This window comes from Vibrio sp. D54 (assembly GCF_021728075.1).
GTDB lineage: Bacteria > Pseudomonadota > Gammaproteobacteria > Enterobacterales > Vibrionaceae > Vibrio > Vibrio alginolyticus.
The window spans coordinates 79,704-102,465 of sequence record NZ_JAKKCS010000017.1 but is presented as its reverse complement, the minus strand read 5'-3'; the positions used below and the strand labels follow the sequence as shown (position 1 = coordinate 102,465).

18 protein-coding genes are annotated in these 22,762 nt (G+C 46.6%); 5 read left to right on the top strand and 13 right to left on the bottom strand.

Translation table 11 applies throughout. From position 1 onward, the window contains the following. The first annotated feature begins 94 nt into the window (after window positions 1–94). Complete coding sequence (locus L3V37_RS19445) at window positions 95–1,282, top strand: 3-phenylpropionate MFS transporter (protein WP_005382367.1); 1,188 nt, start codon at window positions 95–97, stop codon at window positions 1,280–1,282. A 135-nt stretch (window positions 1,283–1,417) separates the two neighbouring features. Then, complete coding sequence (locus tag L3V37_RS19440) at window positions 1,418–4,849, top strand: PAS-domain containing protein (protein ID WP_154204972.1); 3,432 nt, start codon at window positions 1,418–1,420, stop codon at window positions 4,847–4,849. 90 nt (window positions 4,850–4,939) lie between these two features. Here L3V37_RS19440 and L3V37_RS19435 read toward each other — a convergent pair whose 3' ends face one another. The 5 genes from L3V37_RS19435 to L3V37_RS19415 form a co-directional block, all read right to left on the bottom strand. Then, window positions 4,940–6,325: a lyase family protein gene (locus L3V37_RS19435; RefSeq protein ID WP_104975663.1), complete on the bottom strand. Its 1,386-nt coding sequence runs from the start codon at window positions 6,323–6,325 to the stop codon at window positions 4,940–4,942. A 17-nt stretch (window positions 6,326–6,342) separates the two neighbouring features. Then, window positions 6,343–6,720 carry a hypothetical protein gene (locus tag L3V37_RS19430; protein WP_005382370.1) on the bottom strand — a complete coding sequence of 126 codons (378 nt, stop codon included), beginning with the start codon at window positions 6,718–6,720 and terminating at the stop codon, window positions 6,343–6,345. Between the two features lie 199 nt (window positions 6,721–6,919). Continuing rightward, complete coding sequence (locus L3V37_RS19425; RefSeq protein WP_005382371.1) at window positions 6,920–7,402, bottom strand: hypothetical protein; 483 nt, start codon at window positions 7,400–7,402, stop codon at window positions 6,920–6,922. Between the two features lie 108 nt (window positions 7,403–7,510). Then, window positions 7,511–9,238 (bottom strand): sodium:solute symporter family protein, encoded by a 1,728-nt coding sequence (locus tag L3V37_RS19420; protein WP_005382372.1) that lies wholly within the window; start codon window positions 9,236–9,238, stop codon window positions 7,511–7,513. Between the two features lie 12 nt (window positions 9,239–9,250). Further along, window positions 9,251–9,514: a DUF4212 domain-containing protein gene (locus tag L3V37_RS19415; RefSeq protein WP_005382373.1), complete on the bottom strand. Its 264-nt coding sequence runs from the start codon at window positions 9,512–9,514 to the stop codon at window positions 9,251–9,253. Window positions 9,515–10,034: 520 nt separating this feature from the next. On the opposite strand from L3V37_RS19415, the gene L3V37_RS19410 reads away from it, so the two are divergent. After that, complete coding sequence (locus L3V37_RS19410) at window positions 10,035–11,786, top strand: potassium/proton antiporter (RefSeq protein ID WP_005382374.1); 1,752 nt, start codon at window positions 10,035–10,037, stop codon at window positions 11,784–11,786. On the opposite strand, the gene L3V37_RS19405 is transcribed toward L3V37_RS19410, so the two are convergent. The 4 genes from L3V37_RS19405 to aspA form a co-directional block, all read right to left on the bottom strand. After that, window positions 11,783–12,412 (bottom strand): response regulator transcription factor, encoded by a 630-nt coding sequence (locus L3V37_RS19405; protein ID WP_005382375.1) that lies wholly within the window; start codon window positions 12,410–12,412, stop codon window positions 11,783–11,785. The genes L3V37_RS19410 and L3V37_RS19405 overlap by 4 nt on opposite strands. A 194-nt stretch (window positions 12,413–12,606) precedes the next feature. Then, on the bottom strand, window positions 12,607–14,451 hold the full coding sequence (locus tag L3V37_RS19400; protein ID WP_237306804.1) for a protein-disulfide reductase DsbD: 1,845 nt from the start codon (window positions 14,449–14,451) through the stop codon (window positions 12,607–12,609). Between the two features lie 161 nt (window positions 14,452–14,612). Continuing rightward, window positions 14,613–15,920 carry an anaerobic C4-dicarboxylate transporter gene (locus L3V37_RS19395; protein WP_005382378.1) on the bottom strand — a complete coding sequence of 436 codons (1,308 nt, stop codon included), beginning with the start codon at window positions 15,918–15,920 and terminating at the stop codon, window positions 14,613–14,615. Between the two features lie 176 nt (window positions 15,921–16,096). Continuing rightward, window positions 16,097–17,548 carry an aspartate ammonia-lyase gene (gene aspA, locus L3V37_RS19390; protein WP_005382379.1) on the bottom strand — a complete coding sequence of 484 codons (1,452 nt, stop codon included), beginning with the start codon at window positions 17,546–17,548 and terminating at the stop codon, window positions 16,097–16,099. 430 nt (window positions 17,549–17,978) lie between these two features. Here aspA and L3V37_RS19385 point away from each other — a divergent pair, with 430 nt between their 5' ends. Further along, window positions 17,979–18,497: an FxsA family protein gene (locus L3V37_RS19385; protein WP_033907286.1), complete on the top strand. Its 519-nt coding sequence runs from the start codon at window positions 17,979–17,981 to the stop codon at window positions 18,495–18,497. Window positions 18,498–18,567: 70 nt separating this feature from the next. Here the strand turns inward: L3V37_RS19385 and trmL are convergent, their stop codons facing one another. From trmL to L3V37_RS19365, 4 genes are all read right to left on the bottom strand, one after another. After that, a complete protein-coding gene (gene trmL / locus L3V37_RS19380) occupies window positions 18,568–19,047 on the bottom strand; it encodes a tRNA (uridine(34)/cytosine(34)/5-carboxymethylaminomethyluridine(34)-2'-O)-methyltransferase TrmL (protein ID WP_025768811.1) in 480 nt (159 codons plus the stop codon). Between the two features lie 136 nt (window positions 19,048–19,183). After that, entirely contained in the window at window positions 19,184–19,792 is a 609-nt protein-coding gene (locus tag L3V37_RS19375; RefSeq protein WP_005382382.1) for a superoxide dismutase, read from the bottom strand. A gap of 174 nt (window positions 19,793–19,966) precedes the next feature. Continuing rightward, complete coding sequence (gene cpxA / locus L3V37_RS19370) at window positions 19,967–21,361, bottom strand: envelope stress sensor histidine kinase CpxA (protein WP_054579327.1); 1,395 nt, start codon at window positions 21,359–21,361, stop codon at window positions 19,967–19,969. Next, the gene (locus L3V37_RS19365) at window positions 21,361–22,050 is read right to left on the bottom strand and encodes a response regulator (protein ID WP_005382384.1); all 690 of its coding nucleotides are present in this window, start codon (window positions 22,048–22,050) and stop codon (window positions 21,361–21,363) included. Before L3V37_RS19365 ends, cpxA begins: the two co-directional genes overlap by 1 nt. A 190-nt stretch (window positions 22,051–22,240) precedes the next feature. Between L3V37_RS19365 and L3V37_RS19360 the strand changes: the two genes are divergently transcribed. Further along, window positions 22,241–22,753 (top strand): CpxP family protein, encoded by a 513-nt coding sequence (locus L3V37_RS19360; RefSeq protein ID WP_237306802.1) that lies wholly within the window; start codon window positions 22,241–22,243, stop codon window positions 22,751–22,753. Window positions 22,754–22,762 lie beyond the last annotated feature (9 nt).

The window sequence follows — 22,762 nt, the reverse complement described above, 5'->3', positions numbered from 1 at the left end:
ACGATAAGTTTCTTATTCTTCCCTTTTTATAATACGCATGGCGATCCATAATTCCCGGCTCGAACGTTGGTGTTCCCGTTTTAGGATATTAGTAATGTTGAAACCTTCTCCGTATGGCTGGATTTCCCAGTACTTTCTCGGATTCTTCTTTGCGTATGGCGTGTATCTGCCATTTTGGTCACTTTGGTTTAAGGATCAGGGCGTATCTTCGACAGATATCGGTTTGCTGGTCGGGTTAGGCCTTGCGACACGTTGTGTTGCCAATATCGTGATCACCCCACGAGTACACAAAGTCGAACATCTTATGCCTGCTTTACGTTGGTTGAGTTTCGCTGCCCTCCTTTTTGTTGGATTTCACTTTTTTACGGGTGGTAGCTTTTGGTTAATGGCACTAGCGACAGTGTTGTTCAATCTTTGTTGTGGACCGATTATTCCGTTGTCGGACGCGATGGCAAATTACTACGCTCGCCTGAAAATGCTCGATTATGGCCGCACGCGGCTATGGGGTTCGATCGCCTTTATCGCAGGCTCGACGGCAGTGGGCTACCTGGTGGCTGAATTTGGCTCCGATATGATCTTGTACACTGCGATGTTCGGCGTGTTTATCTCGTTGCTGTTTGCTATGCGACCGACTAACCCAATGCCTGTAACGCACGGTGGGCAAAGCGCAGAACGCCCAAAGCTGACCGCTCTTTTGACTGACAAGCCGATACTAAAATTCTTAGTGTTGGTGTCACTAATTCAGGGCAGTCATGCGGCTTACTACGGCTTTAGTGCGATTCACTGGAAGGCCGCCGGTCACTCGGAAGATGTCATTGGCTACTTGTGGAGCTTAGGAGTGGCCGCAGAAGTGGCAGTGTTTGCATTGAGTAAGCGCTTATTCGTAGGTTGGTCAATACGCGCGCTGTTTATTGCTGCTGCCGTTGGTGTCATGATGCGTTGGGGTATTACGGCGTCGACAACATCAATTATTGCTTTGGTGATTGTTCAACTACTACATGGTGTGACTTTCGCTACCGCACACATTGCCGCGATCCAATATATCCAAAACTCCGAAGAAAATAAGATCGTAGCGTTGCAAGCGTTGTATAACGCGATTCCGTTGGGCGCATTTATCGCGTTAATGACCGTATTGAGTGGTTGGGGTTATGAGCACTGGGGACCGCTTGTGTTCTGGGGCATGGCCGCGATGGGGTTATTGGCTCTGTTCATCAAGCTTGATTCGCAAGACCCACATCAGGTGGTTGATGTATCAGACAAGCCACTTGAAACACAGAATTAGACTTATGTAACAAAGGTTAAAAACTAAGCTTTGTCTCCTTTATCAAAGCAGTGTTAAATGAAACCTCTCCCTCATGGAGAGGTTTTTTTATTCTCTTGCTTTAAAAGTAGCAAGAAAGGCAAGAAAGGATATCGGATGCAAGGATGGCTGGTGGTTCCCGTTTCTTTAGCGTATTTGGGAGCTTTATTTATCATCGCGTGGTACGGCGACATTCAGAAAAGGTGGCTAGCGCGCTGGCGGCCTTGGATTTATAGCCTTTCCATTGCGGTGTACTGTACATCGTGGACCTTCTACGGCACGGTCGGGCAGGCCAGCAGTAACCCTTGGTCTTTCTTGCCCATCTATATTGCCCCCATTTTAGTGTTTACCATCGGATGGCGCGTTTTAGCTCGGCTTATTTTGATTGCTAAACGGGAACACATCACGTCGATTGCTGACTTTATCGGAGCACGCTACGGTAAATCCCAAGGTTTGGCCGTGGTTGTTACGCTCATAGCGGTTGCGGGAATTTTGCCGTACATCGCTTTACAGCTGCGTGGTATCACTATGGGGCTTGAAATCATTGCTCCAGAGCTGGCTACTGATTTTGGTTATCAAAATGATAGCGTGTCGTGGTTTGTTGTGGTCGCATTGGCGATTTTTACGATGCTATTCGGTACCCGCCACATTGATAACACGGAACACCATCGTGGGATGATGATGGCAATTGCCTTCGAATCCATTATCAAACTGCTGGCTTTTTTAGTGGTCGGTGTCTTCATTGTTTGGTTGGCGATGAACACCGAGAGTTTGAGCTTAATTGATGTTGCCGCACAGACGTATCAGTCACCAAATATCCCGACTATATTGATTCATACTGTACTCACGATGCTGGCGATAGTTTGCCTTCCGCGACAATTCCATACGATGGTCGTGGAAAATGAACGCGCTCAAGATTTGCACGTGGCGCGTTGGTTGTTCCCCATTTATCTGATCTTAATGGGGATTTTTGTCTTACCTATTGCATGGGTAGGGCAAGGTCTCTTGAGTGGCGCTTCGCCTGATACTTATGTCATCAGTGTGCCGATGTCGGTAGGGGCGAGTGAAATCGCCTTGCTTGCGTTTCTAGGCGGTACTTCAGCGGCAAGTGGCATGGTTATCGTATCGACGATTGCCTTAGCGATCATGGTCTCGAATGACTTGGTTATGCCATTGCTATTGCGTCGCATGCGACTGACGCAGCGTAACCATCACCATTTTTCTGAATTATTACTGCGGATCCGCCGTGGTTTGATTTTAGTTTTGTTGATTGGCGCGTGGTGTTTCTATCAAGCGTTGGACACCATTCATTCACTTTCTGCTATCGGCTTTCTATCGTTCGCGGCTATCACGCAATTCGCTCCTGCGCTGGTTGGCGGTATGTATTGGCGTCAAGGGAATAAGAAAGGTGTGTATGTTGGCCTCGCGGTGGGTTTTGCTACCTGGTTGATTACGTTAATGAGCCAAACAGACATGCTTGCCGGAGACGCCAGTAATAACTTCCTGATCTGGTTGATTACGCCACCAGAGGTATTGGCTAGCTTTGATATCGCGATTTCAGATTGGGGGATGATCCTCAGCGTGGTCGCTAATGCAGTGTGTTTTGTTGTGGTTTCTATGGCTACCCGACCAAGCCTAAGTGAGCGCTTACAATCGGCATCATTCGTTGGTACACCGTTGCCTGAAAGCGAAAATATGAGTCTGTACCAGAGCCGCGTTACGGTTGCAGAACTGGAAATGCTAGCATCCAGATTTGTAGGACGAACGCGAGTTAAAGCGGCGTTTCAAGCCTACTGGAGCCAGCAACGAGAAGAGTTGATGCCGAATCAACAAGCGCCATCTTCTCTGATTCGGCATACGGAGCGTGTGCTAGCAGGGGTATTTGGAGCATCTTCTGCTAAGTTAGTACTTACTTCCGCTCTGCAAGGAAGAAACATGCAGCTTGAAGAGGTGGCGACTATCGTCGATGAAGCCTCTGAACTGTACGATTTTAGTCGGGGTTTACTCCAAGGCGCGATTGAGCATATTGGACAAGGTATTGCGGTCGTCGATAAGCAACTACGCTTGGTTGCGTGGAACCAACGCTATTTAGAACTCTTTGAATTTCCGCCAGGCCTGATTCAAGTAGGTCGACCGATTGCGGATGTGATTCGGCACAATGCAGAGCAGGGGTTGTGTGGCCCTGGTGACCCTGATGACCACGTCCGTCGCCGTGTTTATCACCTTGAGCAAGGGACTCGGCACACCTCTTCTCGGGTTCGTCCCGATGGTCGCGTGATAGAGGTGCAAGGTAACCCAATGCCAGGTGGTGGCTTTGTGATGAGCTTTACCGACATCACCGTATTCCGTGATGCAGAGCAAGCACTGAAAGACGCCAACGAGACATTGGAAGAAAGGGTACGTCTGCGGACTCGAGAATTAGAACAACTCAACAAGCAGCTGGTGGAAGCGACGCAGCGCTCGGATTTGGAATCGAAGTCCAAATCACGGTTCTTGGCGGCAGTAAGCCATGACTTGATGCAACCGCTCAACGCGGCGCGTCTATTCGCATCTTCACTATCGGAAGTCGCCAAAGACAGCGAAGCCAAAAAGCTGTCAGCACACATTGAAAGTGCTTTAGAGGCTGCCGAAGACTTAATTGGAGATTTGCTGGATATCTCGCGTTTGGAATCGGGCAAGTTGGAAGTCAACGTGCATGGCTTTGCGTTAAATGATGTGTTATCGAATTTGAATGCTGAGTTTAGTGCGTTAGCCAAACAGCAAGGTATAGAGTTCACCATGATTCCGTCCTCACTCATGGTTAAGTCGGATCCCAAACTGCTGCGCCGTGTGGTGCAAAACTTCCTGACCAATGCGTTTCGTTATAACCCGAATGGCAAAGTCGCACTCGGTGTTCGCCGCGTGAAAGGGCGAGTGCGTATTGATGTATGGGATAATGGAGTGGGGATTGAAGAAGAGAAGCAGCAAGAGATTTTTGAAGAGTTTAATCGCGGAACTCAAGTTCGTTCCGACCAAGGTCTCGGACTTGGTTTGGCGATTTCGAAAGGAATTGCTCAGGTACTTGGGCATGAAATTTCGATGCGCTCTTGGGTTGGAAAAGGCAGTGTTTTTTCCATCACCCTAGATAAAGCTGATCATGTTCAGCCTCATCCAGTTCACGTGGCGATGAATAAGCAATCTGAACTTGGTCATCTGAGAATCCTTTGTGTCGATAATGAGCCTGACATTCTAGTCGGCATGGAAAACTTACTTTCCCGATGGGGTTGCGATACACGAGTTGCGATTGATTTAGTTGAAAGTCTACAAGCGCTTGAGGATGGTTGGATTCCGGATGTAATTTTCTCCGATTACCGACTTGATGATGGTCGTACTGGTTTAGAAGTGCTACAGCAATGCCGCCTGAGATTAGGCCACAGCTTTGAAGGCGTCATCATCAGTGCAGATCGTACCGATGATATGCTTGATGGCATCAAAGCAAATGGGTTCAGCTTTATTGCTAAGCCAGTTAAGCCGCTTAAGTTGCGTTCGGTGCTCAATCGAGTCGCTTAGGATTGGAGTGTTTGAAAAATCGCTATAAAAGAGACCTCCGAATGGAGGTCTCGATGTTTGTAATCTTAGTTGATAGGCTGAGTTTGCCGTTTATTCTGCGACGCCGCCTTGGGTCAGTTTGGCTGGATTAAGCAATCGCTCTAGTGTGGCTCTATCCAAATCAGTTTCTTCTTCCGCGACATCAATAATCGCGCGTCCCTGTTTGTAGGCTTTTTTCGCGACTTCTGCCGCTTTTAGGTAACCAATGACCGGGTTGAGAGCCGTGACCAAAATAGGGTTTTTGGCGAGTGCTACATCCAAGTTATCTTGGCGAACTTCAAACGTCGTAATGGCTTTGTCAGCTAAAGCGGTTGCGCTGTTAGAGAGTAACTCGATGCTCTCCAATACGTTATGAGCAATAACTGGCAGCATGACGTTAAGCTGGAAGTTGCCCGCTTGGCCTGCGACGGTAATGGTGGTGTCATTACCAATGACTTGCGCTGATGCCATCGCTGCGGCTTCTGGGATCACAGGATTTACTTTGCCAGGCATGATGGAAGAACCCGGTTGCAAGCCTTGTAATTCAATCTCACCTAAACCAGCCAATGGGCCTGAATTCATCCAACGAAGATCGTTTGCGATCTTCATGATCGCAACTGCTGCTGTTTTGAGCTGTCCCGACAGAGCGACGATCGCATCTTGACTGCTTAAATTGAAAAAGAAGTTATCACTGGCCGTGAACTGAATACGAGTTGACTGGGTTAGGTTGCTAGCGAATAAGTCTGCAAAGCGTGGATCGGCATTGATCCCCGTTCCAACCGCCGTACCACCTTGGGCTAAGGCTTTTACAGCAGGAAGAGCTTGTTCAATCGCTTGTTTTGCATGCTCGATTTGGAACTGCCAACCGCCAAGTTCTTGAGCAAAGGTAATTGGCATCGCGTCCATTAAGTGGGTGCGACCGGTTTTTACAACATCTTTCAATGCTTGCTGTTTAGACTCTAGTGTTTGGCTGAGGTGTGACAGGGCCGGGAAGAGCTGTTTTTCGATGGCTAATGCTGCGCTAACTTGAATGGCCGTTGGTACCACATCGTTGCTGCTTTGCCCCATGTTGACGTGATCATTAGGGCTGACAGTGCCGCCTAGATGCTGGGAGGCCAGTGTTGCAATTACTTCATTCGCATTCATATTTGAGCTAGTGCCAGATCCCGTTTGGAACACGTCAATTGGGAATTGCTCAATATGATTGCCTTCGATAATTGCTTGAGCTGCGTCAGCAATCGCGTTGGCAATATCTCCCTCAAGCAGCCCTAGCTGTGCGTTGGTGAGTGCCGCAGTCTGCTTGATGTGTGCTAACGCTTTGATAAAACCAGATGGCATTTTATGTTGACTGAATGAGAAGTTATCGACGGCGCGTTGAGTCTGGGCTTGGTAGAGAGCATCTGCAGGGACCGTTACTTCGCCCATACTGTCAGTTTCTATGCGGAATTCGGTGCTCATGGTAGGGATCCTTTTGGTTAATCGAGTGAGATTTGAATCAGGCGTAATTGTTGTTGTAGTGCGAGAAATTTCACGTCGCCTTGTTCAAACTGGTAGTAATAGCGTTTGAGGCAAAATAATGGCGTATGGATAGAATCGAGACAGACACGACGGAAGATACGACTGCGAGTTGAGTCTTGAATTGCGTCTAGTAAATGGAAATAAACCTGACGTAAAAACAGCTCACACAACAATAGATTTTCTTCATCGGCATCGTGTTCATAACAGGAAGACAACACCATTCCCCAATGAATATAGTCATGAATCACGTCTGGCTCAAAGCCATGTGGTGCGGCGAGAAGGAATCTATCTTGGGCTTTAAAAAATGCGTTAAAGATGTCCCGTTTGTTGTCCATAACCACCTCTCATTAAATGTAATGATAATTATTATCAATTAACTTGTGAGTTGGCAACCCTTTTTACAGTAAGAGGTTGTTGAAGAAAGACTTACGGAAACAAAAGCCGACGCAAAGGCGTCGGCTGAGTAGGAGTTCATTTATGCTGAGTGAAACTAAGTCACTGTCATTTGAAGACCAGTGAATTAGCTTGTCAGCGTTATTCAGTAAATAAGGTTTCGTACTTCACAAATGCGGTTTGCGTTTCACCATAATACAGTGTGCCGCCTGATTGAATGACGACTCTTAACCAGCTTTCTGCAGATGCAGGCTTTGGTAAGGTGATGTACCAGCTTTGGCCTGCTTGATCGGCGGGCTTCATATCAATCGGTTGAGCGTTTTTCTCTTTGTCACTCACAATAGAAACTTTAACCCCTTCGAGTGGGTAAGCGGCGTTGAGTGACAATTCTAAGTTATTTTTAGTGAGTTTTTCCGAGCGAAATTTCACTTTAAAATCGCCATTTTCCATATCACACAGACCGCTGGTGTAACGACAATTAGACTTACTCGCGAGTTTGTAAGTTTCCCCTTCTTGCGCCGCGTGGGGCTTCTCGCTGAGGGCCATATCGGTACCGAAGTAAGCGATCAAAGAGAGAACTGGCGCAATCAGTAGAGCGAGAATAAAGTGCTTGTTTTTGAACATCTTGGCTTCCTTGCAACGACATACTGCGAATATGGTAACTGAAAAGTGAGAATAAAAAAGCCCCGGACGGCTGGTTCCAAACGGGGCTTTTGTGGTTTTGATTAGTTTTTAGTGATCCACTGCACTACCAGCACCTACTGGCACGCGAACGTGTTCGACTAGGTCTTTTACTTCTTGTGGCGTTTCTGCAGTTACTTTGGAGACAGCGAATGCGACGATGAAGTTAAATAGTGCGCCAATAGCACCAAACGCGTTTGGCTCAATACCCAGGAACCAGTTTGTTCCCCAGCTTTCTAGATATTTCCAATCAGCAACGAAAAGGATGCCTTTGTGTTGGAATACGTAGAACAGCGTAATACTGATACCTGCAATCATACCGGCGATTGCGCCTTCTTTGTTGATGCTCTTGCTGAAGATGCCCATCATCAATGCAGGGAAGATGGATGAAGCGGCAAGACCAAAGGCGAGTGCTACCGTACCTGCGGCAAATCCAGGCGGATTTAAACCGAGATAGCCTGCGGCTGCTATCGCTACTGCCATTGATATTCGACTAGCAAGTAGCTCTTTTTTCTCGGATATGTTCGGATTGATAACCCCTTTGATTAAGTCATGGGAAATAGCTGAAGAAATGGCGAGTAGTAAACCTGCTGCGGTAGATAGTGCAGCTGCAAGACCACCTGCTGCCACAAGTGCAATCACCCAGTTTGGTAGTTTAGCGATCTCTGGGTTAGCCAATACCATGATGTCGTTATCAACGCGCAGTTCGTTGGTGGACGCATCTGAAGTGTATTGGATATTGCCATCGCCATTTTTATCGTCAAAACCGAGTAGTCCAGTTGTTTCCCAGTTTTTGAACCACGCAGGACGCTCGTCATACGCTAGGTGTTGACCCGGAGCTGGATTTACCGTATTCATTAGGTTGAGGCGAGCCATCGCTGATACCGCTGGTGCAGTAGTGTAAAGGATTGCGATGAAGATCAGAGCCCAGCCTGCTGATGTACGTGCGTCGCGAACCTTCGGCACGGTAAAGAAACGGATAATTACGTGTGGTAGACCGGCAGTACCAATCATCAGTGACATGGTGTAGACAAACATATTAAGTGTGTCGCCACGTACTTGGGTCGTGTATTCACTGAATCCGAGTTCGGTCACCACTTGGTCAAGCCGATCGAGTAGATAGACATCGGTACCAGCCATGGTACTCCCCAGACCAATTTGTGGGATTGGGTTACCAGTGAGTTGCAGAGAGATAAAGATTGCAGGGATAGTGTAAGCAAGAATGAGTACGCAATATTGAGCAATCTGCGTGTAAGTGATGCCTTTCATGCCGCCAAGAACCGCGTACATGAAAACGATACACATACCAATTAATAGGCCGGTGGAGTAATCCACTTCTAAGAAGCGACCAAACGCAACACCTACGCCTTTCATCTGACCGATAACATAAGTCACTGATGCGATGATAAGACAAACAACCGCTACGATACGTGCTGTGTTGGAGTAAAAGCGTTCACCAACAAACTCTGGCACCGTAAACTTACCAAATTTGCGTAGGTAAGGCGCTAGCAACAGCGCAAGCAGAACGTAGCCACCAGTCCAACCCATTAGAAATACGGAGCCGCCATAGCCCATGAAGGCAATTAAGCCTGCCATTGAGATAAACGACGCTGCGGACATCCAATCGGCTGCGGTTGCCATACCATTTGCAATCGGGTTTACACCGCCACCAGCAACATAAAACTCTTTGGTTGAGCCGGCGCGAGCCCAAATAGCAATCCCGATGTACAGGATGAACGTGGCGCCAACGACCAGGTAAGTAATAGTTTTCAAATCCATCTGAGTGACTCCTTATTCGTCCACGCCGAATTCACGGTCAATTTGGCGCATCTTCCATGCGTAATAGAAAATAATTCCTAGGAAGGCATAGATGGAGCCTTGTTGAGCAAACCAGAAACCGAGTTTGTAGCCGCCTAGTTGAAATTGATTTAGTACGTCGACAAATAAAATGCCGCAGCCGAAAGACACGACGAACCAGATGACCATTAGGCCGATCATGAGCTTCACGTTTTTGTCCCAATAGGCTTTGGCTCTTTCTTCGCTTTCAAATGCCATTGCCGTCTCCTTACGATTGGTATTGTTGTTAATGAAATGTTTCAATATGTACATTAGCAAGGTGTTGGCAATAACTCTTTTCAACTTTAGTCGGGGTGTTAAAAATGAGGAACCTCCATACTATGGGCTTTTGCAGCGAATAAAGGGGTAAAATGTTATGTTAATAAACTGTTAAGTTAGCCAAAGGTCTAAAGGTTGATTGGATAAACAAGCATGATTAAGACTGGCCATTAATCTTTTCTTCATTGAACTTGGAGATTCTGTGTAAGTATTGGTGGTGATCTTGTGGCTCTTAAAGAGAGAAGGCGTAGATAAGAAAGCTCACAAGTAATTTATTTACATAAAGTTTTCGCATCAAATCACCGTTTTAACGCACAATAAAGTAATATAACTGAGTCATTCTCGTACAACCTCGCATTTTGAGACGGTGTAAAGGGGAGGCAGATTAGGGCATTACCTCATTAACGAAGTAGCCTTGCTCATCACAATTATTATCGTTTTTCATTAAGGGAGGGTGAGAATGGACGCAGACACCATTAACAGTTTTTTTCTAATAGGTGCGTTGTTAATCGCACTTAGCGTTCTTTTAAGCCCAGTGTCTTCTAAGTTGGGGATCCCAATTCTTTTGGTATTTTTAGCCGTTGGAATGCTAGCGGGGGAAGACGGCTTAGGCGGCATTTTATTCGATAACTTTTCCATCGCTTATTTGGTTAGTAACCTCGCATTAGCCATCATTTTGCTTGATGGTGGGATGAGAACGCGGGTCGCCAGCTTTAGGGTTGCGTTATGGCCCTCGGTCTCTTTGGCGACATTTGGCGTTGCGATCACCACCATTTTGACCGGGCTGATGGCAACGTGGTTATTCGACTTAGATTTATTGCAAGGCATATTGGTTGGTGCGATTGTTGGTTCCACCGATGCTGCCGCGGTCTTCTCTCTACTCAAAGGTCGTAGCCTGAACGAACGTGTGGGTTCAACGCTGGAAATTGAATCCGGCACCAATGACCCAATGGCGGTGTTTCTGACCGTAACTCTGATTGCTATTTTAGCGAACCCTGGCGCAGATTTAAGTGCGGGCTTTTTGGCGTTCAGTTTTCTTAAGCAGTTTGGTATCGGCGCGTTACTTGGCTTCGCTGGTGGCTGGATCTTATGGAAAGTTATCAATCGCAATCAATTACCAGATGGGCTGTATTCTATTTTAACGGTCAGTGGTGGCTTGCTTATTTTCGCTTTATCTAACACTTTGGGTGGCAGTGGTATTTTGTCGATTTACCTCGTTGGTCTTTTATTAGGTAACCGTCCAACACGCAGCCGCCACTCTATTCTTCATGTTTTAGATGGTATGACGTGGCTAGCTCAAATTGGTATGTTCTTGGTGCTTGGTTTGTTGGTTACACCATCCAATTTACTCTCTATTGCGTTGCCAGGTCTTGCGCTTGCTTTCGGGATGATTTTGTTTGCCCGACCAATCTCAGTTTGGATTGGTTTACTGCCATTCAAGAGTTTCACGCCACGTGAAAAGTGGTTTGTCTCTTGGGTAGGATTGCGTGGCGCTGTACCTATCATCCTCGCGGTATTTCCAATGATGGCAGGGTTGCCAGATGCTCAACTGTACTTCAATTTGGCATTCTTTGTAGTAATGGTGTCTTTGATAGTACAAGGGGGCACGTTGACTAAGGCGATGTCTCTTGCAAAGGTCGAGCTACCTTCTAAGCCTGAGCCAATTTCGCGTACGGGTGTAGAGATTTACCCGACCAGTGAGTGGGAGCTGTTTATCTATAGACTTAAAGCAGATAAATGGTGCATTGGTGAGCCATTACGTAGTCTTTCGATGCCGGAAGGAACGCGTATCGCCGCTGTATTTCGCAGTAAAGAGCTATTGCACCCATCCGGCAGTACGCGTCTTGAGGAAGATGATACCTTGTGTGTATTAGCACAAGAAAAGGATTTAGATGCACTGAGCTTACTGTTTAGTGAAGCCCCAGAGAAAGCGTCGCTAGCGCGATTCTTCGGTGACTTCTTCCTCGATATTGAAGTGAAGCTTGCCGATATTGCCGTGATGTATGGTTTGAATCTGGGGGATGAACCGCTGGATAAAAGTTTGAGAAACCTTGTCGAAGAGCAATTAGGTAGCACGCCAGTATTGGGAGACCATTTCGAGTGGCAAGGTTTGCATTGGATCGTCGCTGATGTTGTTGATCAGCAGGTCACTAAAGTCGGTATCCGATTGCCAAACGAAAAAAGTAAGTCTGATGATAAGACGTCAATCTAGTCGCTCATTTCCGTCAGCATAATCACGGCTTGCGTGCGGTTCTTTACGCCGAGCTTACGGAAAATCGCTGTCATGTGCGCTTTTATGGTGGCTTCTGAAACATTCAATTCGTAAGCGATTTGCTTGTTCAGCAAGCCATCGGACAACATTCCCAACACTTTATATTGCTGCGGTGTTAGCGCAGCAATCTTTTCCGCTAAGTCATTACATGCCGCGTTATTGGTGATCAACCCTTCAGGGAAATATGGGTCGCCATTCAGCACTTGATTGAGCGCGTTCACTAATTCGCGCATGTCGCTGGACTTGGGAATAAAACCAAACGCACCATGGCTTTTCACCTGCGTCACGATCGCCGGCTCTTCACTCGCTGAAACGACGACGATAGGTAAATCTGGATGCTCTGCTCGCAAATGAATCAAGCCAGACATACCATTTGCTCCTGGCATTTTGAGATCCAATAGCACTAAATCTGGCTCTTCCTCTCGCTCCAACAAAGCCAGAAGTGCGTCGAGTGAGTCCGCTTCCAGCAAATTTGCACCACTAATAGCCATGTGGATAGATTGAAACAAGGCATTCCGGAAGAGTGGGTGATCATCTGCAATAATGATGGTGTAGGTCGAATCCATGACGTTAAACACTTTTGACTATTTCGTTAAATTTATTATTGTCCAGCTTTGAGAGAGTGGACAATATTTATTCGCTAAAAGTCTGAACCAAATCGACTTTTATTAGGAAAATTGCATATAAACGCAATGTTCTTATTCAAATCTGAGCAATAAAAAACGCCAGTGGACATCACTGGCGTTTGAATATCTGGTTATCAGAACTGCTTGATATGCTCTAAGAAAGGCTCGGCTTGCATAAAGCCCGTCAAACGAGCGTTTGAAACGTGTTCGCCACTGGCATCCCAAAACTCAATTGTTGGTAAACCAAGTACATTCATGTGCTTCAGTAGTTCGATGTCTTGCACTTGATTTTTGGTCACGTCCGCTTGCAGAAGAACGAAGTCTTGCAGTTTGGCTTCGACGCTTGGGTCATGGAAGGTGTACTTTTCAAACTCTTTACATGCTACACACCAATCGGCGTAGAAATCGAGCATGACGGGTTTACCTGCCGCTTTCGCAAGTGCCAGTTGTTCTTCAAGCTCCGCCACGTTAGCAATGCGAGTAAAGCTAACAGTGGCTTGCTGAGTTTGTGTTGTGCTGTTGCCAAACCAGTAATTTAAGATAGGTTGTGCTGAGGCTAGCAAACCTAAGACGGCGATTATGCCCACGGCACTTTGTTTCCAGCCACCAAACTCTAGACTGTTTTTGATGTGGTATAGCCAACCAAAAGCAGCAATACCCAGTGCTGACCACAGAATCGTTGACCACATTTCTGGCATGATGCGTTCTAGTAAGAAGATAGGCGCGGCAAGCAGAATAAAGCCGAAGAGTGTTTTCACACGGTCCATCCAACCACCTGCTTTTGGTAGCAGTTTGTTGCCGAAGACTGCAACAAGAATAAGCGGAATACCCATGCCCATCGCCAGCGCGTATAATGCGATACCACCCGTCAGCAAATCGCCGCTTTGTGCCACGTAAAGTAGCGCACCAGACAGAGGTGCCGTGGTACAAGGAGAACAAACCAGTCCAGAAATCGCCCCCATGGCGAATACGCCTGCACTGCTGCCACCCTTTTGCTTATTACTTAAGTTATTCAACCATGTTTGAACGCTGCTTGGTAGCTGTAATGAGTACAGACCAAACATAGACAAAGCGAGTGCGATGAACAGTACGCTCAAGCCAATCAGCACATAAGGGTGTTGCATTGCCGCTTGGAACTGCATACCTGCAGATGCCACCACAAGGCCGAGTAGGGTGTAAGTCAGCGCCATGCCTTGCACGTAGACGAATGACAAGCCTAGCGCACGGCGTTGGCTTAGTTTGCCACTGCCAAGCACTATGCTGGTCAGAATTGGGTACATCGGCAGCACACAAGGTGTAAACGCCAAGCCCACACCAAGCGCTAAGAACAGAAGTGGTGTCCACCAGTTATCAGCAAGGTTGGCTGCAAGGCTATCTTGCTGTGTTACTGGCGCCGATGATGTGTCACCAGACGTAGATGATTGCGCCGCTGGTGGCGCCGCTGGTGGCGTTGCTGTTGGTGCCTGTTCTGCTTTTGATGCAGTTGTCGCCGTTGTTGAATCTGAGTTCGACGAAGTAAACGCGCTGATAGGAATCACGCGAGTTTCTGGCGGGTAACAGAAGCCTGCTTTCGCACAACCTTGGTATTGCACCACCACGCGCGCACCGTCTTGCCAATCATGCATTGGTACATTAACGAAGAGAGGTTGAGTATAGATATGCACGTCACCAAAGAATTCATCTTTATGCGGTGTGCCGTCTTCCATTTGCAGTTCGCCTAGCGATACTTTCTCACCAGCTACAGACAAGCGCTCTTGATATAGGTAGTACCCGTCACGTACCTGCCAATCGAGCATCAATTTGTCATCTTGCTGGTAGAAGTTAAATGGAAACGCCTGATCAACCGGAACAAAGCTGTCGCTGCTGCTACCAAAACTGTTGTTCTGGCTACTGTTAAACTGGTCTTTGCCAAATAAAGCTAAAGACGGAGTGGAAAAGGTAATGAGCCCTAAGAGTAAAACGGAAAGTAATGCGCGCATAAAAGAGTCAATTCATCTTAGATAATTGCCGTTAGTGTAACTCAATCAGACCCGGAGGCGAGTCAATAAGTTTCATGAAAATGAAGATTTATTGAGCATAAATCAAGACAACAGGGAATAAAAAAGGGAGCCGAAGCTCCCCGAGTAAGACTCTGTTTCTACTAGATCAGTAGACCACCGAATGCGAAGCCAAGTGCTACCGCAGAAGCGATGGTTACCACACCAGGTACAAAGAATGGGTGGTTGAATACGTACTTACCGATACGAGTTGAACCCGTGTCGTCCATCTCAACCGCGGCAAGTAGCGTTGGGTAAGTTGGCAGCACGAATAGCGCACTTACTGCTGCGAAAGATGCAACTGCGGTAAGTGGTGCGACACCGATTGCTAGTGCTGCTGGCATCAGCGCAACAGTGGTTGCACCTTGTGAGTAAAGCAGCATTGAAGCGAAAAATAGAACGAGTGCTAGCATCCATGGGTAGTCTGCTAGTAGCGCACCCGCAACTTCTTTGATGCCGTCAACGTGCGCGTTAACGAACGTAGAACCTAGCCATGCCACACCAAGAACACACACACATGCTGTCATACCAGAGCGGAATGTTGCTGCGGCTGGGATTTTGCCAGCATCGATTTTACAGCTCATTACGATAGCTGCCGCAGCTGCTAGCATTACCGTCATGATAGCTTCGTTACGACCTAGAGCAGGGTTCTCGATAAGGCCAACAGAGCCAGAAATTGCTGCTGCGTAACACACGACAAATGCGATTGCGCCTAGGAAGATGAATGTTGCTTTCTTCGCTGTTGGTAGGATTTCGCGTTTTGCTTCTGTATTTAGCTTGATTAAGCCTTTTTCTAGACGCTCTTGGTATTCAGCATCGTCTTTTAGCTCACAGCCCATGAAGTTCGCCACGAACGCACCGATCATGCACGCGATGAACGTCGTTGGGATACAGATTGCTAGTAGTGTTAGGTAGTCAACGCCAAATGGGTGCAGCATTGCCGCGAACGCTACAACAGCCGCTGAGATTGGTGATGCGGTGATAGCGATTTGCGATGCTACGACCGCGATAGACAGTGGACGAGAAGGGCGCACGCCTTGGCCTTTCGCTACTTCTGCAATCACTGGCAAAGTAGAGAATGCCGTGTGGCCAGTACCCGCCATTAATGTCATTAGGTAAGTTACGATAGGCGCATAAAAGGTGATGCGCTCAGGATGCTTGCGCAAAAAGTTTTCAGCAACTTGCACCATCCAGTCTAAACCACCAGCTACTTGCATTGCTGCGATAGCGGTGATTACAGACATGATGATCAAAATTACGTCAACGGGAATGTAAGCTTGGCTTGTTGGTACGCCCAAGATCAAAGACAACGCAATGACCCCAGCACCACCGGCAAAACCAATGCCGATACCACCGATTCTTGCCCCCAAATAGATGAAGAGCAGAACCACGAAGAGTTCGACCATGACCATATTGATACCTCTTTAGTTTTTTATTTGATTCTGATTTTTTGAACACTCAGGAACAGGAGTAAATGCTCAGAGAATGAGAACCTAGTGGTTTAGCGGCAATAAAAGCATATAAAAAATGTGGTTAACCGTATGAGAGCCTAAAAAAGGGGCCTGAGTGGCCCCCTTCGGATTCGTTATTACTCGTAACGTTTTGCTTTGTAAGTAGGATGCATGAAGTTTTCTACTGACAAGATTTCATCAAGCTCCTCTGCTGTAAGCAGACCGCGCTCTAGCACGACTTCACGAACACTCTTACCAGTTTCTGCACAAATCTTACCTACGATGTCACCTTCGTGGTGGCCGATGTATGGGTTTAGGTAAGTGACGATACCGATAGAGTTGTAAACGTAGTTTTCGCAAACTTCTTTGTTCACAGTGATGCCGTCGATACATTTATCACGTAGGTTCACACACGCGTTGTGTAGTAGAGAGATAGACTCAAACACACTTTGTGCGATCACAGGTTCCATTACGTTTAGCTGTAGCTGACCGCCTTCTGCTGCGAAAGAAACCGTGTTGTCGTTACCGAGAACTTTGAAGCAAACTTGGTTTACTACTTCTGGGATAACTGGGTTTACTTTAGCTGGCATGATTGAAGAGCCTGCTTGCATTTCAGGTAGGTTCAATTCATTTAGACCTGCACGAGGACCAGAAGAAAGTAGACGAAGGTCGTTACAGATCTTCGATAGTTTCACTGCTAGGCGTTTTAGCGCGCCGTGAGTCATTACGTATGCACCACAGTCAGACGTTGCTTCGATAAGGTCTTCTGCTGCAACAACGTCAAGGCCTGTTACTTCCGCTAGGTGTTTTACTGCAAGCGCTTGGTAGCCAGTTGGTGTATTTAGACCAGTACCGATTGCGGTTGCGCCTAGGTTGATTTCTAGGAGGAGTTTAGATGTGTAATCTAGAGCACGAATCTCTTCGTTTAGTGTTACCGCCCACGCATGGAACTCTTGACCTACTGTCATTGGTACTGCGTCTTGAAGCTGAGTACGGCCCATTTTCAGTACATCTTTAAACTCAACGGCTTTAAGTTCGAATGCGCCTTTTAGGTACTCAATTGCTTCCATTAGCTTGTGTACGCTGTTGTATACCGCAATACGGAAACCTGTTGGGTACGCACAGTTGGTTGATTGGCTCTTGTTTACATGGTCATTTGGGTTAACAAATTCGTATTGGCCTTTCTCTTTACCCATCAACTCAAGCGCAACGTTTGCGATCACTTCGTTCGTGTTCATGTTAACTGAAGTGCCTGCACCGCCTTGGAATACGTCTGATGGGAACTGATCCATGCACTTGCCAGTTTCTAGGATCAAATCACACGCTTCGATGATGTAGTTTGCAACGTCTTTTGGAATAGCGCCAAGTTCTTTGTTTGCTAACGCTGCTGCTTTTTTGGTCATTACCATGCCGCGTACAAATTCTGGTACGTCAGAGATGGTCATATTAGAGATGTTGAAGTTCTCGATCGCACGTAGCGTATGAATACCGTAGTACGCATCTGCAGGGACATGACGTTGACCTAATAGATCTTCTTCAATACGAGTGGCTGGGTTTGCTGTTTTTGGAGCATCAGATAGGGTAGCCATAGCAGGATCCTTAGATGATAATTCTGATAATAAAGTTATTTATTAGCCATTTCTGCAATCTAGAATCCATTCATCAGAATTTTTGGCTGGAAAATCCGTCCTGACTTATGTGGCACATGATACTGCACCTAGCGCATAAAAATAGTAACTAGATCACCTTTTTCGTTTTTCATGAGTCAATAATTTGCAAAGTATGAACGGGTTATTAATAACCCTTTATGGGTACTCGATTTTCCTCGACAAACATGAGTTTTTAGAGTTCGAAATTAGCACTTTAAAAGCACGAAAAAATCGGTATGCAATTGAATGAACGCGCTCCCGCTACTTTGTCTAAAAGAGAAGGAGACCAGTATGAACACGCTTTTTTACAACGATTCGTTTGAGCTTAGTCTGCTTTTACCATTACACTGAATTAAACAAAGGAGGGCGTGTGTTTCCTATCTTATTATTAGCGTTTATTTTTGTTCCGATCATTGAAATCGGCTTATTTATTCAGGTGGGCGGCTTTTTAGGTTTATGGCCGACCATTGCACTAGTCTTAATCACGGCATTTGTTGGTGCATCGTTGGTTCGTAGCCAAGGTATACAAACACTGATGTCAGTACAGGGGCGTCTTGAACAAGGTGAAATTCCAGCCCAGCAAATTTTTGAAGGCGTAATGCTAGCGGTGGCTGGCGTGCTACTGTTAACCCCGGGCTTTATGACCGATGCCCTTGGTATGTTGGTGTTGCTTCCTGCGCCACGCGCCGCGATAGCTAAATACTTGATGAGCAAAATGGTGGTGAAAACCATGCATGGCGGTGGCTTCCAAGGTGGTTTCTCTAACCAGGGGCCATTTGAGCAAGACCCGTTCCGTCGTGACCCATTTGATTCCCAGTCAGATAATGGCAATACCTTCGAAGGGGAATACGAGCGTAAAGACGATGATGATCGCAACAAGCTCAACTGATTGAGTTAGACAGTAAAGAAAACAAAAGGGCGCACCAAGCGCCCTTTTCTGTATTTGGAATTCGTGCTGCTTACAATGCGCCTTCAAAGCCCATTTGACGCCATGCTTCAAAAGCAATGATCGCAACGGCATTCGAAAGGTTTAGGCTGCGCGCATCTGGCATCATTGGAATGCGAATACGCTGCTCCATTGGCAAGCTATCGATGATTTCAGCAGGCAAACCACGAGTTTCTGGACCAAACATCAAAACATCACCCGTTTGGTATTGTGCATCAACGTGGTGACCTGTGGTTTTGGTGGTGCAGGCAAACAATCGGTAGTTACCTTGCTTCTCTTTCTCTAAATATTCTAAGAACGCTTGATAGTTTTTATGACGCGTTACGCGAGCTAAATCATGGTAATCCAAACCAGCGCGGCGGACTTTTTTCTCTTCAAGATCGAAACCCAGAGGTTCAATTAAGTGAAGGTTTGCACCGCAGTTGGCGCATAGTCGAATGATGTTGCCGGTGTTCGGCGCGATTTCTGGTTCGTATAAAGCGATATCAAACATGGTATTGAAATAGAGTTGGTCAAAGAGAGGGGCAGTATATACCCAAGTCACCGAAATATGCGAGATTCAGCAAGATTGACCTGGGTATGAAAGCAGGCATTAGCGCGGATGTTAATACCGTAAGTAGCGATGCTCTTTATAAGAGAGCGTGAGCATAGTTTTCTTCAACTGCTCGCCAGTTGACGACGTTCCACCACGCATCAATATATTCTGGGCGACGGTTTTGGTAGCTGATGTAATACGCGTGCTCCCACACGTCTAATGCGAGGATTGGTTCACCGCGCACATCCACTACATCCATCAGAGGGTTGTCTTGATTACTGGTGGACGTAATGTGAATCTCACCATCTTTTACGATCAGCCATGCAAAGCCAGACCCAAAGGTATTGATGGCAGCTTGGGCAAACGCCTCTTTAAATTGCGCAAAGCTACCAAATTTATCGTTAATTGCTTGAGCAAGCGCGCCTTGAGGCTCTCCGCCACCGTTTGGTGACATGCAATTCCAATAAATGATGTGGTTGTAATAGCCGCCACCATTATTACGTACCGCAGGGCTGAGCTTAGAGATATTGTCAAAGATCTCGTCTAATGACTGAGTTTCGAGCTCGCTCCCTTCAACGGCATTTACAAACTTATCAAAGTACGTCTTGTGGTGTTTGCTGTAATGCACTTCCATGGTTTTCGCGTCGATGTACGGCTCTAGTGAATCGTACGGGTAAGGCAGAGCGGGAAATGTATGTGACATAGTAAATCCTCCTTAATTGGAAAACTCACTTTAATGCTAACGATAATTATTATCAACTTTGATCTTTGTAAGGGTATTCTAAGAAGCCTCACCAATTTCTAAAGTGAGGGTGGGGCTGTGAATCACTCACTCTAGAAATATGGTGCGAATTATTGTTAGTTCATCAAATTGAGACTAACAATTGATCGGTAAGGTGATACTCATACGCAATCCGCCTAAAGGACTTCGGCTGGCTGCGATCGTGCCACTGTGCTGGCGAATGGCACTTTCGGTAATGGTTAGGCCGAGACCTGTGCCGCCAGAGTGGCGATCGCGTGCCGTGGAAACGCGATAGAACGGGCGAAAAATCGCGGCCAGTTCCTCTTCTGGTACACCTTCTCCATTATCGTCAACCGTGATACGAAGCGTATCGTCATCGGCTTTGATGTCGATTTGTACCTCATCTTTTCCGTAGTAAATGGCGTTACGAACGATATTTTCCACCGCACTCATCAGCAGTTTAGGGTTACCGGAAATATTGCGCTTAGGTAATTCTGAATAGTGTAGCTGTTTGCCCATTTGCTCTGCTTCAAACTGCGCATCTTTAATGATTTCTTCCCATAAACTTTCTAGTGGCTGTGTTTCGCGAGTCATATGACTGTTCGCCTGCATGCGAGAAAGCTCTAATAGTTCGCTGATCATCTGTTCCAAGCGCTGCGCTTCGGTATCGATACGAGTCAGTTCTGGGCTTTCGCCTTGTTTACGCGTCGCTAATGCGCTTGCCATGCGCAGACGAGTTAAAGGTGAGCGCAGCTCGTGAGAGATATCGGATAGCAAACGTTGTTGTCCTGAAATCATTTGATTAACCGCTTCGACCATCTGGTTGAAGCTGCTGCCTGCTTGACGAAATTCCGCCGTACCTTTTTCTAAATTTGGGTCTGTGACAAATTCACCTTTCGCCACACGTTGAGCAGCGGCTTCAAGACGACGTGCAGGCTGACTCAAAGCCCAAGCAAGCCATAACAGCAATGGTGTACTAACCAGCATGACCGCAAGCAAGAGCTGGAATGGGTGATCAAACAGACGCAGGAGTAGAGGTGGTGGCTCATTCCACTTGAAGCCCACGTACATCAAGATATCGGAACCTGCCAAAGTGATAGGAATTGGGCCCGCAATCATGTATCGACCATACAGCTTCTGCTTTGGATTATTGTAATCTTCGATACTGGTGACAAAGTTTTGCATGGCACGCAATTGAAAATTGCTGCGTTTTTCTGTCGTAAGAACATTACCGCTGTAGTCAGAAAAAAAGACTCGTGGGCGAGGGTCGTGCTTGCCGTGGCGGTTGCCCTCGATACGAAAAAGTATGCGGCCTAAATCAGTTTGCTGGCTGTATTTTTGTTGGATTGAGTCACGCGTTTCTACCATACGTTTGTAGTGTTCTTCTGGAATATCGCGAGCTTTGCGTGGGTCCAAATGTGGCAGTGATAGCACGGCTATCAATACTAATAACATGGTGAACCAAAAAATGGCAAAGATGCGTCCATACAGGCTATTGATGTTTGGCAGTTTGATGCGTGATAGGTGCATTAATCCTCCTCAAGCAGCATGTAGCCACGACCACGCAGGGTTTTAATTCGCGGCTTGCCATTGCTTTGATCTGGTAATTTTTTACGTAAGTTCGAGACATGCATATCGATAGCGCGATCAAAAGCAGCGAGTCGTTTACCAAGCACATCTAAGCTCAGTGTCTCTTTGGTCAGCACTTGTCCTGGGTTTTGTACGAAGTGGGTGAGTAGCGCAAACTCGGTTGCCGTGAGGTCGAGTAGCTGTTGCTCACAATACGCTTCTTGCTTACCGGGATAGAGGCGGATTTCTTGATACTCAATGCAATCGCTGTTTTTGGTATTTTTTTGTGTGCTGCTAGTGCGGCGTAAAATCGCACGGATACGCGCCAACAGCTCTCGGTCACTAAAAGGTTTTGGTAAATAATCATCCGCGCCCAGTTCCAAGCCGATCACGCGATCAATTTCTTCCCCTTTAGCGGTCAGCATCAAGACGGGAGTTTCCCAATTTTCACGTAAGCGTTTCAGCGTTTCCATGCCATTGAGTTTTGGCATCATGACATCCAACAAAATCAAATCAATCTTATCATTGATCGCGGCTAAGCCGGCTTCACCGTCATTTGCTTCGCTGACGTCAAACCCTTCGAAACTGAGTACTTCTTTTAATAAGCTGGTTAGCTCGATATCGTCATCGATTAAAAGAATGTTTGCCATGGGGGCACCTATAGTAAGTTACCGATAGCCTAATATTACATTGGAATGATGCGCAACGAAGAGGAGAAAAATCACTCTTTACGATTCTTTACGCTCCCTATACGTCGCTTTACCTAGCGGGTCGTATTCTATACTCAAGCGCTGTGAGAACAGCTCAGAAGAACCACTCACCTGTGTAAGGAATCGTATTATGAAGTCTGCAAAAAAACTTGTGTTAGCTGCTGTTGTTCTACCTCTTACTCTTGGCGCCGCAAGCGCATTCGCTTACGGTGGTAAAAACCACCATAAAGGTCCTCGTGACGAATGCGGCATGGGTATGGACCGAGGTGTCATGCGTCAACTAGACCTGACTGATGCACAAAAAGATCAGCTAAAAGAAATGCGTGAAGCAAACAAAGCGGAAATGAAAGCAAAATTCTCTGATGGCAAAGAAGCACGTATGACTGAGCGTCAAGCGCATCACGCAAAAGTGCAATCGCTTTTGCTGGCGGATAATTTTAATGAAGCTCAAGCTACCGAATTAGCAAAAGAGATGGTTGAGCGCCAAACGGAACGTCGCGTGCAAATGCTAGAAAGAAAGCACCAAATGCTTAGCGTATTAACACCTGAGCAGAAAGCGAAATTTGTTGAGCTACAAAATGAACGTATGCAAGAGTGTGGCGACAGAATGCACAAGCGCATGGAAAAGTCGCGCAATAATTAAGTCATGAAT

Excerpts from the sequence above, each read along its gene's own strand:
- aspA (WP_005382379.1), bottom strand. The coding sequence starts at position 17,548 with ATGGCTACCCTATCTGATGCTCCAAAAACAGCAAACCCAGCCACTCGT.
- L3V37_RS19395 (WP_005382378.1), bottom strand. The coding sequence starts at position 15,920 with ATGGTCATGGTCGAACTCTTCGTGGTTCTGCTCTTCATCTATTTGGGG.
- trmL (WP_025768811.1), bottom strand. The coding sequence starts at position 19,047 with ATGTTTGATATCGCTTTATACGAACCAGAAATCGCGCCGAACACCGGC.
- L3V37_RS19430 (WP_005382370.1), bottom strand. The coding sequence starts at position 6,720 with ATGGACAACAAACGGGACATCTTTAACGCATTTTTTAAAGCCCAAGAT.
- L3V37_RS19400 (WP_237306804.1), bottom strand. The coding sequence starts at position 14,451 with ATGCGCGCATTACTTTCCGTTTTACTCTTAGGGCTCATTACCTTTTCC.
- L3V37_RS19415 (WP_005382373.1), bottom strand. The coding sequence starts at position 9,514 with ATGGCATTTGAAAGCGAAGAAAGAGCCAAAGCCTATTGGGACAAAAAC.
- L3V37_RS19445 (WP_005382367.1), top strand. The coding sequence starts at position 95 with ATGTTGAAACCTTCTCCGTATGGCTGGATTTCCCAGTACTTTCTCGGA.
- L3V37_RS19425 (WP_005382371.1), bottom strand. The coding sequence starts at position 7,402 with ATGTTCAAAAACAAGCACTTTATTCTCGCTCTACTGATTGCGCCAGTT.
- L3V37_RS19435 (WP_104975663.1), bottom strand. The coding sequence starts at position 6,325 with ATGAGCACCGAATTCCGCATAGAAACTGACAGTATGGGCGAAGTAACG.
- L3V37_RS19405 (WP_005382375.1), bottom strand. The coding sequence starts at position 12,412 with ATGGATTCGACCTACACCATCATTATTGCAGATGATCACCCACTCTTC.
- L3V37_RS19365 (WP_005382384.1), bottom strand. The coding sequence starts at position 22,050 with ATGGCAAACATTCTTTTAATCGATGACGATATCGAGCTAACCAGCTTA.
- L3V37_RS19420 (WP_005382372.1), bottom strand. The coding sequence starts at position 9,238 with ATGGATTTGAAAACTATTACTTACCTGGTCGTTGGCGCCACGTTCATC.
- L3V37_RS19440 (WP_154204972.1), top strand. The coding sequence starts at position 1,418 with ATGCAAGGATGGCTGGTGGTTCCCGTTTCTTTAGCGTATTTGGGAGCT.
- L3V37_RS19375 (WP_005382382.1), bottom strand. The coding sequence starts at position 19,792 with ATGTCACATACATTTCCCGCTCTGCCTTACCCGTACGATTCACTAGAG.
- L3V37_RS19360 (WP_237306802.1), top strand. The coding sequence starts at position 22,241 with ATGAAGTCTGCAAAAAAACTTGTGTTAGCTGCTGTTGTTCTACCTCTT.
- L3V37_RS19410 (WP_005382374.1), top strand. The coding sequence starts at position 10,035 with ATGGACGCAGACACCATTAACAGTTTTTTTCTAATAGGTGCGTTGTTA.
- cpxA (WP_054579327.1), bottom strand. The coding sequence starts at position 21,361 with ATGCACCTATCACGCATCAAACTGCCAAACATCAATAGCCTGTATGGA.